The sequence below is a fragment of the Leptothoe kymatousa TAU-MAC 1615 genome (assembly GCF_018739865.1).
Taxonomy (GTDB): domain Bacteria; phylum Cyanobacteriota; class Cyanobacteriia; order Phormidesmidales; family Phormidesmidaceae; genus Leptothoe; species Leptothoe kymatousa.
In genome coordinates this window covers 15,147-31,479 of record NZ_JADOER010000004.1, presented here as the reverse complement: position 1 = coordinate 31,479, position 16,333 = coordinate 15,147, and the positions used below count along the sequence as shown (strand labels likewise).

General features: G+C 48.2%; 6 protein-coding genes. 2 read left to right on the top strand and 4 right to left on the bottom strand.

The genetic code is table 11. The features are described 5' to 3' along the window. Positions 1–66: 66 nt before the first annotated feature. Both IXB28_RS02670 and IXB28_RS02665 read right to left on the bottom strand, forming a co-directional pair. Complete coding sequence (locus IXB28_RS02670; RefSeq protein WP_215617007.1) at positions 67–4,452, bottom strand: beta strand repeat-containing protein; 4,386 nt, start codon at positions 4,450–4,452, stop codon at positions 67–69. A 99-nt stretch (positions 4,453–4,551) separates the two neighbouring features. Beyond that, positions 4,552–5,652: a TIGR03032 family protein gene (locus tag IXB28_RS02665; protein WP_215617006.1), complete on the bottom strand. Its 1,101-nt coding sequence runs from the start codon at positions 5,650–5,652 to the stop codon at positions 4,552–4,554. Positions 5,653–6,442: 790 nt separating this feature from the next. Here IXB28_RS02665 and IXB28_RS02660 point away from each other — a divergent pair. Beyond that, positions 6,443–7,654 carry an AAA-like domain-containing protein gene (locus IXB28_RS02660; protein ID WP_215617005.1) on the top strand — a complete coding sequence of 404 codons (1,212 nt, stop codon included), beginning with the start codon at positions 6,443–6,445 and terminating at the stop codon, positions 7,652–7,654. 13 nt (positions 7,655–7,667) lie between these two features. Further along, entirely contained in the window at positions 7,668–9,836 is a 2,169-nt protein-coding gene (locus IXB28_RS02655; RefSeq protein ID WP_215617004.1) for an AAA-like domain-containing protein, read from the top strand. Between the two features lie 144 nt (positions 9,837–9,980). Here the strand turns inward: IXB28_RS02655 and IXB28_RS02650 are convergent, their stop codons facing one another. Then, positions 9,981–12,953 (bottom strand): bluetail domain-containing putative surface protein, encoded by a 2,973-nt coding sequence (locus IXB28_RS02650; RefSeq protein WP_215617003.1) that lies wholly within the window; start codon positions 12,951–12,953, stop codon positions 9,981–9,983. A gap of 981 nt (positions 12,954–13,934) precedes the next feature. Beyond that, positions 13,935–16,301 carry a heavy metal translocating P-type ATPase gene (locus IXB28_RS02645; RefSeq protein WP_215617002.1) on the bottom strand — a complete coding sequence of 789 codons (2,367 nt, stop codon included), beginning with the start codon at positions 16,299–16,301 and terminating at the stop codon, positions 13,935–13,937. Positions 16,302–16,333: the final 32 nt, after the last annotated feature.

The window sequence follows — 16,333 nt, the reverse complement described above, 5'->3', positions numbered from 1 at the left end:
GAATTAGCTATCAAAACTGTGCTTCAGTCCCGTCACAACTATCGACCAGAATGAAGCACATCTCCTTTAAGCAATGCTGAGATCGCTTAGATTACCGGTGAATCCAGTAATTTCGATAACGGCATCGCTACTAGCGGCAAACCCGGCTGTGTCATCATTTAGCGCCACATAGGTTTGGCTACCGACGCTAAAGGTGGCCGCACCATTGCTGACAAAGTCAGTGGCGCTCAGCACTGCCTGAATGTCTGTTTCGGTCAGACTCGCCGCCGTACCTAGCTGGGCTACATCGGCAGCGGCCACGGCAGAGGGGCCATTGATAGTATCAATAACAAAGGCGCTGCCGATGTCTAGATCACTAATGACATCATGGCTGCCCAACAGTGACTCGCTTAGGGAACGGTAGATAAACGTATTGCGATTGCCCGCACCGAATAGGGTATCAGCACCAGCTCCACCAATAAAGGTGTTACGTTTTGCATTACCCGTTAGCTGGTCGTCAAAGTCGCTACCGACAAGACGTTCGATATCGATCAGCACATCACCTTCCGCATCGCCCCCTGTGGCCACACCTGTGGCCAAGTTGACGGTCACTCCGGCATCGGAGGCGTTATATAGGGCCAGGTCGTTACCTGCTCCACCATCCAGGGTGTCAGCTCCGGCTCCGCCAATGAGGGCATCGGCTCCGGCTTCTCCAGAAAGGGTGTCGTTGCCGTCTAGGCCAAATAACACATTACGTCTGGCATTACCGATTAGCTGGTCGTCAAAGTTGCTACCTTTGAGGTTTTCGACGTCGATAAAGGTGTCGCCTTCTGCATGACCACCGAAGCCAGTGCCCTGGGTCAGGTCGATGACTACTCCGGCATCGGACTCGTTATATTCGGCGATGTCGTTGCTAGGGCCGCCGATGATGGTGTCTGCGCCAGTGCCGCCAATCAGGCGGTCAATACCGGTGCCGCCTTCTAGGGTGTCGTCACCGCCGAGGCCAAAGAGAACGTCTCTATCGCCTAGACCTTGGATCAGTTCGCCAGCAGCGCTGCCGGTTAAGGTGTCAGCACCTGTCCCGCCGACAATGGGATCCCCTTCGGTGACTTCGTCACTCTGCCCAAATATTAGATAGCTCTCACCGGCATTGGAAGTGCCATTCGGATCTGCAAGGAAAGCGCCAATAATTATATCATCGACACCATCGCCATTAAAATCGCCTGCACCGCTTACCGAACTGCCTAACCGATCATCTTCATCGAGACCGCTGACAACAAATCCATTACTGCCATCCAGGGTTAAGAGATCAAAGCTGCTGCCAAAGCCATCTTGACTGCCATAGATGATATAACTTTCTCCCGCACCACTGGCACCTGGTGGTGTTGCGTTAAAGGCACTTACAATCAAGTCATCAATGCCATCATCATTGACATCTCCAGCACCGCTCACCGAAAAACCTGAACGGTCGAATACATCCACACCTTTAATAACAAACCCATTGTTGCCATTCAGGGCAGACAGCTCTAAGGTACTGTCAAAGTCTCCGTCACCTCCAAAGAGGATATAGCTTTCACCAGCAACAGGCTTACCGTCTGGAGATGCAAACGACGCACTGATGATTACATCATCAATGCCGTCACCATTCACATCACCGGCATCGCTAACGCGTCCACCCGAACGACTAAAGGGAGCAATCCCCTTAATGGTGAACCCATTACTGCCATCCAGTGTTGATAGATCAAAACTGCTATTAAAGCCAGCGCTGCTGCCAAAAATAACATAGCTTTCACCGGCACTTGACTTACCATCAGGGTCGGCACCGGATGCGCCAATAATAATGTCATTCAAGCCATCATTGTTGATATCGCCAGCCCCACTCACAGGTCGCCCTGAGCGATCGTCAGGATTCAACCCACCAATGACAAACCCATTGCTGCCATCCAGGGTTGCGAGGTCAAGACTGCTACCTAAGCTGCTACTACCAAAGACAACATAGCTTTCTCCAGCCTCTGCTCGATTATCTGGATCCGCTTGTTCTGCGCCAATAATAATGTCATCAATATCGTCACCATTGATATCACCCAGGCTGCTGACGGAGACCCCTGAGATGTCAAGGACATCAATACCGTTGATAACAATACCGTTGCTGCCGTCCAGACTGGAGAGATCAAAGCTGTTGCCAAAACCGTTGGTGTTACCGTATATGACATAGGTTTCACCAGCAGCACCGGTAAAGTTAGGATCAGCCCCAAAGGCACCAATTAAAATGTCATCAATGCCATCATTATTAAAGTCTCCTGCACCACTGACCGATACCCCTGCTGAATCAGATTGATCAATGCCGTTAATGACAAAGCCATTGGTGCCATCTAAGCTGTCCAGATCCAGGCTACTGGTAAATCCACTATCAGTGCCAAAAATGACGTAGCTTTCACCAGCATCGGTATTGCCATTCGGATCGCCATTAACGGCACTGATAATCACATCGTCAAAGCCATCACCATTAACGTCACCAAGACTGCTCACTTGGTCTCCCGAGAAATCATCGGCATCAATACCGTTCATGACAAACCCATTGGTGCCGTCCAGAGTGTTCAAATCAAAGAAAGCACTATCAGGGAAATCAGCAGCACCATTGATCCTCATGGTCACGGTGGCAGTATCGGTACCGCCATTTCCATCGGAAATAGTGTAAGTAAAGCTATCGAAGCCTAGTTGACCATCAACAAGATCTTCAAACTGACCGTTGGGATTGTAACGTAGGGAGCCATCACTGCTGACGGTTACTAGTGCCCCAGAGTTTAGGGTGATTTCTGTGTCAACGTTGGCTGTATCGCCATTAACTGCAATGACAGTAAGGGTATCTCCATCGGGATCGTTATCAATGCCATTAAAGTTATTTCGAACAATAACGTTGTTATTGTCGTTAACAAAGTCTTCATCTGTGAAGATAATATCATCGGTGGCAATGGGGATAGTATTGGTAGCATTTGCGCTGCTGCCAAAGACCACATAGCTTTCGCCCGCACTAGATTGGTTATTGGGATCGGCACGGGTTGCCCCAATAATTAGGTCATCGATGCCATCGCCGTTGACATCCCCGGCACTGCTCACCGAGATGCCTAAAGTGACATCGCCATCAATGCCGTTGAGTACAAAGCCATTGCTACCAGTCAGGGCTGATAGATTCAAGTTAGGGGCAAAGGGACTGGTACTACCAAAGACTATATAGCTTTCGCCCGAAACAGCTCCAATAATCAGATCATCGATGCCATCGCCGTTGACATCCCCAGCCCCGCTAACCGAGCTGCCTGATTCGTCACCGCGATCAATGCCGTTGATGACAAAGCCATTGCTGCCATCCAGGGCAGATAGATTCAAGCTAGGGGCAAAGCCATTAATACTGCCAAATACCACATAGCTTTCACCCGCATCAGATTGGCCATTGGAGTCGGCAAAACGTGCCCCTATGATCAGGTCATCGATGCCATCGCCGTTGACATCCCCGGCACTGCTCACTGAGCGACCTGATAGGTCATCGCTATCAATGCCGTTGATCACAAAGCCATTGCTGCCATCCAGAGCCGATAGATCTAGGCTGGCGGCAAAAGGACTGCTACTGCCAAACACCACATAGCTTTCGCCCGCAAGAGATTGGCCATTAGGGTCGGCCCCCTCTGCCCCAATAATCAGGTCATCGATACCATCATCGTTGACATCCCCGGCACTGCTCACCGAGCGGCCTACAAGGTCAATGTTATTAATGCCGTTGATGACAAAGCCATTAGTACCATCCAGGGCCGATAGATCTAGGCTGGCGGCAAAAGGACTGGTGCTGCCAAACACCACATAGCTTTCGCCCGCATAAGATTGGCCATTGGGATCGGCACGATATGCCCCAATGATCACGTCATCAATGCCATCGCCGTTAACATCTCCGGCACTGCTCACTGAGCGACCTGATCGGTCAAAGCCATCAATGCCGTTGATGACAAAGCCATTAGTGCCATCCAGGGCCGATAGATCTAGGCTGGCGGCAAAAGGACTGGTGCTGCCAAAGACCACATAGCTTTCGCCCGCACTAGATAGGCCATTGGGGGCGGCATAGCGTGCCCCAATGATCACGTCATCAATGCCATCCCCATTGACATCCCCGGCATTGCTCACCGAGATGCCTGATCCGTCACCGTTATCAATGCCGTTGAGTACAAAACCATTGCTGCCATCCAGAGCCGATAGATCTAGACTGGCGGCAAAAGGACTGGTACTGCCAAAGACCACATAACTTTCGCCCGCATTAGATTGGCCATTGGGGTCGGCACCGCGTGCCCCAATAATCACGTCATCAATGCCATCGCCATTGATATCCCCAGCACTGCTTACTGAGGTGCCTGATTGATCACTGATATCAATGCCGTTGAGCACAAAGCCATTGCTGCCATTCAGGTCAGCTAAATTAAGAGAACTCATTTAACAGATTCCTACAGTTGTTATTCACACTAGTTTCAAAATCATCCCTGACAACTGGATAGGGCCTCTTCCTGAGCAAGGCATCCTATCCCTGGTAGATCACTCGTTAGGCTCCCCCACAGAAATCACCCGACGAATCTCATCATTACGGAAGCCAATGGCCATAGGCCGCCTTATCTGGGGCATTACCGCCACGTCATACAGCTCCGCAATTACTCCTTCAATACGCAGGGTATGCACCAAATCTCCACTGCGCAAATCAATCACCCCCAGCCCACAGCGTGGCGTTGCTCCCTTGCGAGAGAGGGCATCATCCAGGGGCAGTCCCTGGAAGCTCTTGTTATGCCGTGGCTCTGAAAGACCCACCACGGCAAAATCTCCAAAAAAGGCCAGACCTCTTAAATACCCTGGACAAAACGTCACTACCTCAAAGGTTCCTGTGGCCATGTCTAAGTAACCAAACTCTCCTGTGCCAGAGTTCACTAACCACAGCCGGTCTCGGTACCAGCGAGGAGAATGGGGCATCGATAATCCGGTGGCAATAATCTCATCGTTAGAGATATCCATAACACAGCCACCGTCTACCCGATGGTCTCGCCAGCCATCGGCCACATCACTCCGACTCACTGACGTTACATAGCGGACCTGACCATCTTGTAGGGCCATGCCATTCAGATGACAGCGATCCTCAGCTGCCATTTTGCTGAGAAACGGTGGCTGCCAAACCGGAACAAAGCTATGGGTATGGCTGGGGCTGGCCAAACAACCAAACAACGTATTAACAAAAATAGGAAGAGTATTTTCTGCAGAAGAGCTATCCTGAGCTGCTTGAGCGGTCTCTATCGCAATATCATGGATGTCTAAATCTCCTGTAACATAGCTCATCTGTGGTACGTACAACGCATCATAGCCCTGGTATTTTTGACCTGGCTGCAATGTATTTTCAAACCGCCACAGTTGATACAGGGTAGAAACCCATAAGCTATTGCCGTTGACGCATAGTCCCATGCAACGATCAAAGGTACGCTCAAAGACTGATAATCGACCGTCGGGCTGAAGGCCAATCCAAAAGACTTTGCCTGCCTGATAGGTGCTAAAGGCAAGGCTCAAATGATGTTCTGCTAACCAAGATGTAAACTGGCGTGACCCCGTAATCTCCAGACGAGAGGCAGAGGAAGGTATAGCGGGTTGATCCGTCATTTTAGTAAGGGGGTAGTCGAAAGCGTCACAAAAGAAATTTTCTTATTATTTGGTGGAGTGTTGTCAGCCATATTGGTTGTCATAGCTGGCTCGAGCTATGACAACATGCTCTTTATTCAGACAGTTGTCATTGTGATTTTTTCACGAGAACAACTTTTATAGCATTTCTCATCCTTTTTGTAGCGCATGAGGCCATGGGCAAAAGTAGCTGAAAGTCTTCAGAATTTAGAAAATTTCAACAGAATCCAATTGTGTCAGACTCGAATTATGGATAGAAAGCCCACACGTCTCGTTTCTAATGTGATTTTGATGTTTTTGTAGATATCTATTCAAAGACATCATTAGAGTTGCTTTGAATGGTGATGTCCCTTGAAATTCTATTGCTAAGTGAAAGAAATAGTAGTACGACCCTCTGTTGTGGCCCTGATTGTTTAGCTATAAAGGTTGAGGACAGATGATTTGTATAACACACCTATTCAAAAGGACGTGCTATTAAATAATGCACCCACCTTACGTAGAGGATATTATGCGATACTCTTGACGCACCGATACTTTATTTTCGAGTAGATCCCAAAGATAGAAAATTCAGATGTTTTACCTATAAATCTCCACCATATCCCCTTATGCTCATAATAAACCAAACAATCTAAATAAATAGGTCAGTATTTAGGTCACTTCTTGGAAAAGATCCTTAAATTTAGCCCAGTTGCCCTAATCATTCTAAAGATGCTTGGGGATACAGCGACACACGCCTATCATGTACCCATGTAAGTACTGAGGACAATGCCCAGTGGGTCTTACCTTAAGAGCTTCCGAAGCAGGACTATTGATCGTTGATGCTGCCAGAAAGCAGCGAGGCTGGACCAAACGAGCTGAAATTTGGTGTGACAAAGCCGAGGTTAGACCCACCACCCTGAGACGATTTTGGGCAGGAGAAAAAATCAAAGAAAACAACTTTATTAACATTTGCACTGCCGTCGGCATTAATAATCACGAAAGCATTGCCAGTGATAACTTCCTATATATAGAACGCCCAGCAGTGGAGACTGCAGCCTATCAATGCATCATGCAACCAGGCAGCCTGCTAAGAATCAAAGGGTCTAAAAAAATGGGCAAAACAGAGCTGTTGCACTGGTTATTTGACTGTCCAGCCATTGAAAAGTACTACAAGCCCTACTTAAACTTTATGGGAGTTAGCCAGGATGCCCTGGATAATGTCAACATGTTTTTGCAATGGTTCTGTCGCAAAATCAGTGAGCAACTGGATATCAACCCAACCATTGTAGATACTTCATGGAATCCAGAATTGGGCAGTAACGATAACTGCACAGCCTACCTAGAGCGGGTCATTTTCCCGAAGCTAAATGCGCCATTGGCTATCTTTCTCGACAATGTCGATGAAGTCTTTCCCTATGCTCATACGGCCACTGACTTTTTTAGACTGTTACGGTCATGGCATGACGATGCCCGTATCCTGCCAGGGTGGAATAATCTGCGCCTAATTATCGTTCACTCCACTGATATTTACCTTGACCTGGAGGTTAACCATTCCCCTTTTAATGTTGGTACCTGTATTGAACTCCCCGACTTTAGTCGTAATGACGTTATTGAATTAGCAAGACGCTACAACGTAGCTTTGCAGACGGATCAAATTAATCAACTGATGGCCATAATTGGCGGCCATCCATATTTGGTGACCATCGCCCTATCTACTCTAAGAAACAACCCAGAGTTAACGCTAACAACGTTCTTAGCAACGGCCCACACCCCAGCAGGCCACTATTACAATGATTTTCTCAGAAAAATAGAAGCGCTATTGATGCGACATCCGACATCTGTCGATCTATTGCGCCAGATTTTAGCGGCTGATCACCCCATTCTTGTGGATAGAGATCAAGGCTTTAGACTGCGTAGCCTGGGCTTGCTACGCTGGCATGGTGATAAAGCAGAACCCCGATGCCATCTCTACAGACTCTATTTCCAAGCTTGCCTGAGCCAGTGAGTGGAGGTAACCCATGAATCAGCCGTCCGTCTATTCCATTGGGGGCAGCTTACAGTTAAATGCCCCCACCTATGTCTGGCGGTCTGCTGATGATGAATTGTACGAGCAGCTAATGGCTGGTCGATTTTGCTATGTCTTGACCTCACGACAAATGGGCAAGTCGAGCTTGCGCGTGCGGACCATGGCTCGGCTTCAGGCAGCAGACGTAGCCTGTGCGTTTATCGACTTAACGGCATCAGGTAGTATTGCGACACCAGACCAATGGTATAGGGGCTTACTTTACCGAATATTTAGAATGTTTCCCCAGGTCAGCGCAGCCAGTTGGGAAACAGAATGGACCAATCACAGCACGCTGCCGGTCGTACAACGATTTGGCCACTTATTAGAAACTGTATTGTTACCGTCTCTCCAACAAAATATTGTTATCTTCATTGATGAGATTGAGGCCGTACTTAGTTTTGAATTTAGAACGGATGATTTCTTTGCCTTTATTCGTGCCTGTTACAATCAGCGCGCAGAAAACCCGATTTACCGAAGGTTGACTTTTTGCCTGCTAGGAGTAACTACCCCCTCTGATCTGATCGAAAACCGACGCTTAACCCCGTTTAATATCGGTCAAGCGATACAACTCAATGGGTTAGAGTTGCAACACGCCCGTACGAAACTGACCCAGGGAATGGCTGGCAAGGTTAATAATCCAGAACAGAGTCTTAAGGAAATTCTTGCCTGGACCGGGGGACAACCTTTTTTGACTCAGAAAATATGTCAACTAGTTGGTCAACATGCCGAAGGCCATTCTAGTAGCCTTGAAGACATTATTCATAGGTATATCATCAAAAATTGGGAAACCCAGGATGACCCTGAGCATTTGAAAACCATTCGAGATCGCATACTCTATAATCCATCACAAGCAATCGCATTGTTATATCGATATCAAACCATACTCAACTCATCTGTAACCGTTTCTAATGAACCGGAAGACATTGAGCTGCAACTATCTGGCCTGGTAACCTGCCAAAACAATCGCTTAATAGTTGCTAATCGAGTCTATCAAACCATTTTCAACCAACATTGGATTGAACGACAGTTAGACAATATTTGGGAAATCAGTAACCCGGCAGATACCTTTACACAGAGGGATGCTGCCTCCATTACTAAGCAATATACGATAAAATTATTTACCTTCAACCTTGTCTTGATAACAGTTGCAACACTGTCGTTATATCTTCACTATGGAGTATTTTTAGGAGAATCTCGAACCCAAGAATTTATAAACTGTCAAGACTGTTTAAATAATCCTGGACTGGTTGAATTATTCAGGCTTCTTATTCTATTGTCTGGTGCCTCTTACATGATGGATCTTCGCTGGAAAGATCAGGCAGATGACTTGAGACAAAGTAAATCTAAGAAAGCAAAATTTTTTAGGTGGGCAATCTTAGCTATTTTTATCTGTTTATTTGCGGCATTGGCCTGGCATAACTTTTTTAATGCTCCACAGTACCTGCAGGCCAAATATCCTTCTATTGATCAACAACTAAATGATCCATTTGATAGATTTAAAGAATATCAGCTGCCTTCAATAGTTTATATAGCCTACGGCTTTATTGTTTATGTTCCAATTGCGCTCAAGTTCACAGTCATTAGTGTCTACGCAGTGACTAATGACCTAACGAAAAACTGGCAAAACAATACAAAATTGAAGTCAAATATCGCAAAAGTCATCAATACTTATTCGACCATCCCCAATCGCCTTAAACAAAAGACAGTCAGAAATCTATTCGCGCAATATTTCTTGGTTTTTATCAACATCATTAGTCCCTATACAACTCTGTTTATATGGGTTGAAGCCATTCGTATCTTTGAAGATAGAGTTGGTCTGATGACCTACACCCCTGATGCTCAAAGTTTTCAGAAAATCACATACTTTTTCTCAGCATCAGTTTTAGGAATCCTTTTTGTCTCCCTATCTCAATATCTTAAGGCTTTGAAAACTTCCTCTGATGCGCTTTTGCGGCTTCAAGATGAGAACACATCAAAATTTAGAACAGATAATGGGTTATTTCAGCTTCTGGGACGATTAATTGGTTCTAATGTTAGCTTTTTGCTGCTATTTCTGATTGTGCTTTCAAATTTTTTGAATGTTATTGTAGAGAAAATTGCCCAGGCATTTTCAGTCCTGTGAGACTGATACTCTGAAAAAATAGAGATAAATATCCATTTTTAACAAATACAGCCGTATCCTTATCTCTTTAGTGAAAAGGATACGGCTGTATTTGTTAAATTCCCAGAAAATCTCTAGGAAATTACCTGGCGGGATAATTTGGGATTAAACAATATTCAGATCGCTGAGATTACCGGTGAATCCGGTAATCTCGATAACGGCATCGCTGGTAGCGGCAAACCCGGCTGTACCATCATTTAGCGCCACATAGGTTTGGCTACCCACACTAAAGGTAGCCAAACCATTGCTGACAAAGTCAGTGGCGCTCAGCACTGCCTGAATGTCTGTTTCGGTCAGACTCGCCGCCGTACCTAGCTGGGCGACATCGGCGGCGGCAACGGCGGCGGGGCCATTGATGGTATCAATCACAAAGGCGCTGCCGATGTTTAAGTCACTAATGACGTCATGGCTGGCCAACAGTGAATCGCTGAGACGGTTATAGACAAAGGTATTGCGATTACCTGCGCCCACCAAGGTGTCGGCTCCGGCTCCACCGATCAAGGTGTTGCGTTTTTCATTGCCGATGAGCTGGTCGTCAAAGGCGCTACCGGTGAGGCGTTCGATATCGATCAGCACGTCGCCCTCGGCATCGCCCCCTGTGCCCACACCTGTTGCTAGGTTGACGGTCACTCCGGCGGCGGAGTTGTTATATAGGGCGATGTCGTTACCTGCGCCGCCATCCAGGGTGTCGGCTCCGGCTCCGCCAATCAGGGCATCGGCTCCGGCTTCACCGGACAGGGTGTCGTTGCCGTCTAGGCCAAACAAGACATTGCGTCTGGCATTGCCGGTTAGCTGGTCGTCAAAGTTGCTACCTTTGAGGTTTTCGACGTCGATAAAGGTGTCGCCTTCTGCATGACCACCGAAGCCAGTGCCCTGGGTCAGGTCGATGACTACTCCGGCATCGGACTCGTTATATTCGGCGATGTCGTTGCCAGGGCCGCCGATGATGGTGTCTGCGCCGGTGCCGCCAATCAGGCGGTCAATACCGGTGCCGCCTTCTAGGGTGTCGTCACCGCCGAGGCCAAAGAGAACGTCTCTATCGCCTAGACCTTGGATCAGTTCGCCAGCAGCGCTGCCGGTTAAGGTGTCAGCACCTGTCCCGCCGACGATGGGGCCACCATCGGTGAGGCCATTGATAGTCACTGTCACCGTAGCGGTATCGGTGCCGCCGTTGTTGTCGTCGATAGTGTAAGTGAAGCTGTCGGTGTCAGTATCCCCATCATTAAGAGACTCAAACTGACCGTTAGGATCATAGTCGAAGGTGCCATCGCTGTTGAGCGTGAGTAAGGCACCAGAGACCAGGGTAATTTCGGCACCGACATCGGTAGCGACACCATTGACTTCGGTAACAGTAAAGTTGTCACCATTGGGATCACTATCGATTCCATTGTCATTATTGGCAAAGACATCGCCGATGAGGACAGTATCTTCATTGATAGTGACTGCATCATCCACAGCATCAGGAGCTGTGGGGCTCTCAGAAAGTGAAATATTTAATTCATACGAAGTACCGCCAGGTATAGCCCCCCCATTATAGGAGCCAACTCCAACAATAAAGTCACCCGTATATGGTGCAGTAAACGTAATAAAAGAAGACTCTTGAGAACCTGTATGTCCTGGTTCAGTAGGAGGGAAGAATTCATGTCTGGTTAACAACCCCCCACTTGAGGTATATAAAAATAGACCGACAGGAGGGAGGTTATCGTCAACGTCAAGAATAATCGTACTTCCCGAAAGAGCGCTAAAACGATAAAAGTCGCTGGTGTTATCTCCTGAGCCGTTGATGGTAGCGTGATAATAAGTAGTAGAAATATTATTACCCGATAGGTCTTGAATTCCAGCATCAAAATCACGCGTGAAATTCAAGGAATCAATAAACTGAGCATTTCCTGGAGAATTATTCGGCTCACGCTCATTTAACTGCGGTTGCTCAGAAAGCGAAATATTTAATTCATACGAAGTACCGCCAGGTATAGCCCCCCCATTATAGGAGCCAACTCCAACAATAAAGTCACCCGTATATGGTGCAGTAAACGTAATAAAAGAAGACTCTTGAGAACCTGTATGTCCTGGTTCAGTAGGAGGGAAGAATTCATGTCTGGTTAACAACCCCCCACTTGAGGTATATAAAAATAGACCGACAGGAGGGAGGTTATCGTCAACGTCGAGAATAATCGTACTTCCCGAAAGAGCGCTAAAACGATAAAAGTCGCTGGTGTTATCTCCTGAGCCGTTGATGGTAGCGTGATAATAAGTAGTAGAAATATTATTGCCCGATAGGTCTTGAATTCCAGCATCAAAATCACGCGTGAAATTGGATGAATCAATAAACTGAGCACTTCCTAGAGAATTATTCGGCTCACGCTCATTTAACTGTGGTTGCTCAGAAAGTGAAATATTTAATTCATATGAAGTATCGCCAGGTATAGCCCCCCCATTATAGGAGCCAACTCCAACAATAAAGTCACCCGTATATGGTGCAGTAAACGTAATAAAAGAAGACTCTTGAGAACCTGTATGTCCTGGTTCAGCAGGAGGGAAGGAGTCATATCTGACTAGAAAAGAACCATTTAAGTTATATAGATATAGCGCTGCAGGAAAAGTGTTATCGTCAACATCAAGAATAATCGTACTTCCCGAAAGAGCACTAAAACGATAAAAGTCGTTACTGTAATCGAAATCCCCTGAGCCGTTGATGGTAGCGTGATAATAAGTAGTAGAAATATTATTGCCCGATAGGTCTTGAATTCCAGCATCAAAATCACGCGTGAAATTGGATGGAGCAATAAACTGAGCGTTTCCTGGAAAATTATTCGGCTCACGCTCGTTTACATGTGCCTGCTCGATTTGAATCGCTTGACCATCGAATATAACAGTTGTCTTATCCTCCTTGGATTTCAACCGATATAACTCCGTTTCACTGAGCACTTCACCCTGCACTATCCGTGAAAAAATCTCACCTTCATCCCCCGTGCTATCTGCTACATTAATCTGCGCATCTACCCGATGCCCTGCCTCTTCTAGCCATACCGCGACAATCTGCTCTACATCCCCTGTTGCCAACAACTCTTGCGACAAATAGATCGTATCTAGTGAAGCGGCATAGGCTCCTAGCGCACCGTTCAGTTCCGCGCTAGCGCGTACCTCTCCCCCAGCAAAAACTTCAAAGGTCCCCTCCAGCCAGTCCAACTGGAGTCTACTTGCATCGACACTCTCACCAAACGCCACTGACACCTTTTCAGCAAATTCAACATCCTCGGAAAATAGCCGTAGTCGATCCTGTGCCAAAAACAATGCATCTTCTAATGCTGTTAGCATTTCTCGTGTTAGCTCAGATGTCGTCTCAAGGACTAATCCAGTCGAAAGGGCATATAACATGACGATTGAGAACTTAGGGAATTTAAATTTTTATTGGTTGACTCGCTGATAGGTCCCACCCAGCTAGCTCAAAGATTTGGTAGAGTAATTAGATTGAGAAAGCTCTCTGGGGCATCCCACGCTAGAGCCACCTTTTTTTCTTTGATACTTCACACTGTAAGACAACGGTCTCATGACCGATTACCTGGGCCAAGCAAACTTGATTAGAACTTTGAATTTGGACGAGATTCGCTTTAATTTCAGATTTTTGAAAATCCACAAGGATTATGTATTACTTAATGATTTCTTTATGGTCGAACACTTTAAAGATCATCCAATATTATGGAACTCACAAAGTTCCCGACACAGCTTAAGAGATTTGGTTAATGGGTTCGAAGATACAGCAAACTACAGCGTCAACCTGACTCAAGATTGACATGTGCAACCAAGTTAATCGTCAAATCGCTATTGCTTTCGAAAGCCCCTTGTATACCCTAATCCTGGGGAACTTTGAGCCGAGCAACCACGACTTGTCACGCTAAATACCAATAACGTTATCTAGCTGTGGATCAACAGTCGTGCTAAATAGAACCCTTAGTATGATTAGGTGCTGTTAAGAAACTACTTCACGGTTTAATCCGAAAAAGCTTGTTAAGCTATGATTTCAAGGAACAAGACCATAATTTTAATTTTAATAAGCCCTTAGCTTTCGCGTAGATGCCAGCGCAGCAACAGCGAATTTAGCACCACGCCAATGGAACTAAAGGCCATAAAGCCACCGGCAAAACCAGGGCTCAGGGCAATGCCAAACTTGGGTAGCAAAACGCCCGCCGCCAAAGGAATACACACCAGGTTATAGCCAAAGGCCCAGGCCAGGTTCTGCCGAATTTTGTTAAAGGTGCTGCGCCCCAGCTCCAGGGCAGACACCACATCGGTAAGCTCGTCCCGCATCAGCACTATATCGGCGGTTTCAATGGCAATATCAGTGCCAGAATCCATGGCAATGCCCACATCTGCCTGGGCAAGGGCGGGGGCATCGTTAATGCCATCCCCGACAAATCCGACACAGTGCCCCGCTTGCTGCAATGCTTCAATCGCTTTGACCTTATCCGCGGGGGTCATGCCACCTGCAGAGACGGGAATGCCTAAAGTCGTGGCGACCTGCTGGGCCACCGCTGGCCGATCTCCGCTCAGGAGCTGCACATCCAGGTTTTGTTGCTGTAGCTGTTGGATCACAGCCTGGGCTTCAGTTCGGGCACGATCTGCGATCGCAATTAGCCCCACTAACCGCTGTTCCACCCCAACATAGACCAGGGTTTTTCCTTGGGCTTCTAAAGCCACGGACCGATCGCTAGCCATATCTGTGGCAATGCCTGCTGCCGCCATCCAAGCACCATTACCAAGGTACACAGTTTGGTTATGCACATCAGCCTTCACCCCTAGGCCAGCGGTGGTTGTACTGGTTGTCACGTCAGCCAATGTCAGCTGGCGCTGCTGGGCCTCGGCCAAAATCGCTGCAGCTAGGGGGTGGCGAGTTCCTTTTTCAACGCTGGCCGCCAGCTGCAAAATGTCATTTTCCGTCAGACTAGGGTCATAGCTGCCGCAGTCTGTCACCCAAGGTTGCCCCGTGGTCAGGGTGCCAGTTTTATCAAAAACAATGGTATCTAAATGGTGGGTGGTCTCTAACACATCTCCCCCCCGCACCAACAATCCGCGCTGGGCACCAATGCCAGACCCCACCAACATGGCCATGGGGGTGGCCAACCCAAGGGCACAGGGGCAGGCAATCACCACCACCGAAATCGCGAGTTTAAGGCTGACCAATAGCCTGGATGTGTGGGCCATGGCATGGGCCATATGGTCGCCATGGTGATGGGGATTCAGCGCCCCCTGAATGGCATCAGGCCACATTGCGACCCCGGCAAAATACCAAAATAGAAATGTGACCAGGGACAGGGTCAAAATGCCATAGGTGAAATAGCCAGACAGCCTATCCGCCAAGCTCTGAATCGGTGCTTTGCGGGTTTGGGCCGCTTCCACCAAAGACACCATTTGGGCCAGGGTGCTATCGGCGCCGGTGCGGTTAACTTCGATCAATATTGTGCTGGACTGGTTTAAGGTGCCGCCGATGACCGGATCGCCCATTGATTTCGCCACGGGCAACGCTTCCCCGGTCACCATGGCTTCATTGATGGTGGTTTGCCCAGATTGAATCTGACCATCGACTGGAATTTTGTCCCCAGGCAACACCTGGAGGATATCGCCCACTCGCACCTGGCTGATGGGAATTTCCATGGCAGCGGTCGTGGCGCTACTGGTCATCAGGCGCGCCACACGGGGCTGCAGCGCAATGAGGCTACGTAGGGCTGCGGTGGCCCGAAAACGAGCCCGCTCTTCTAAGGTGCGCCCCAACAAGATAAAACTGAGCAGCATCACTGGCTCATCAAAAAAGCACTCCCACCCTAGGCCAGGAAAGAGCAGGGCCACCACACTGGTGGTGTAGGCGCTCAAAGCACCAATCGCAACCAGGGTATTCATGTTGGGCCGCCCACGGCGGCCGCCCTGCCAGCCATCGGCTAAAATCTCGCGGGCCGGACCGATGAGGGTGAGGGTGGCTAAAACAAAGTGAAAGGTGAGGGTGCTGAGCACTGGCACCGAAAAATGCTGGCCCGGAAGACCAAGGTGCTCTAGATGGCCAAAAATTGAAAGCACCAGCAGCGTGAGAGCGATCGCAACTCTCCATGCTTGCCCCTGCTGCGCCGCCGCCTGTTTTTCAGCCCAGTTGCCAGGGTCTTGCCCCTGGCGCACTTGGCTCGGAAACCCGGCCTCCGTCAGGAGGTCCGCCAGGTGTTCGGGCTCTACTATGTCGGCGCGATACTGTACGGCAGCGGCCTTGGTCACCAAATTCACGGTTGCTGTGGTGACGCCATCACACTGGCGCAACTGGGTTTCTACGGCCTGCACACACCCGGCACACATCATCCCATCTACATTTAGCACAGCTACAGTAGAGGACGATAATTCAGACACGACAGGGGAAACAGGCGCCCGTGAAACCGTTGAAGACATAGGAACACAACAATCGAACCAGTCTGAGCCTA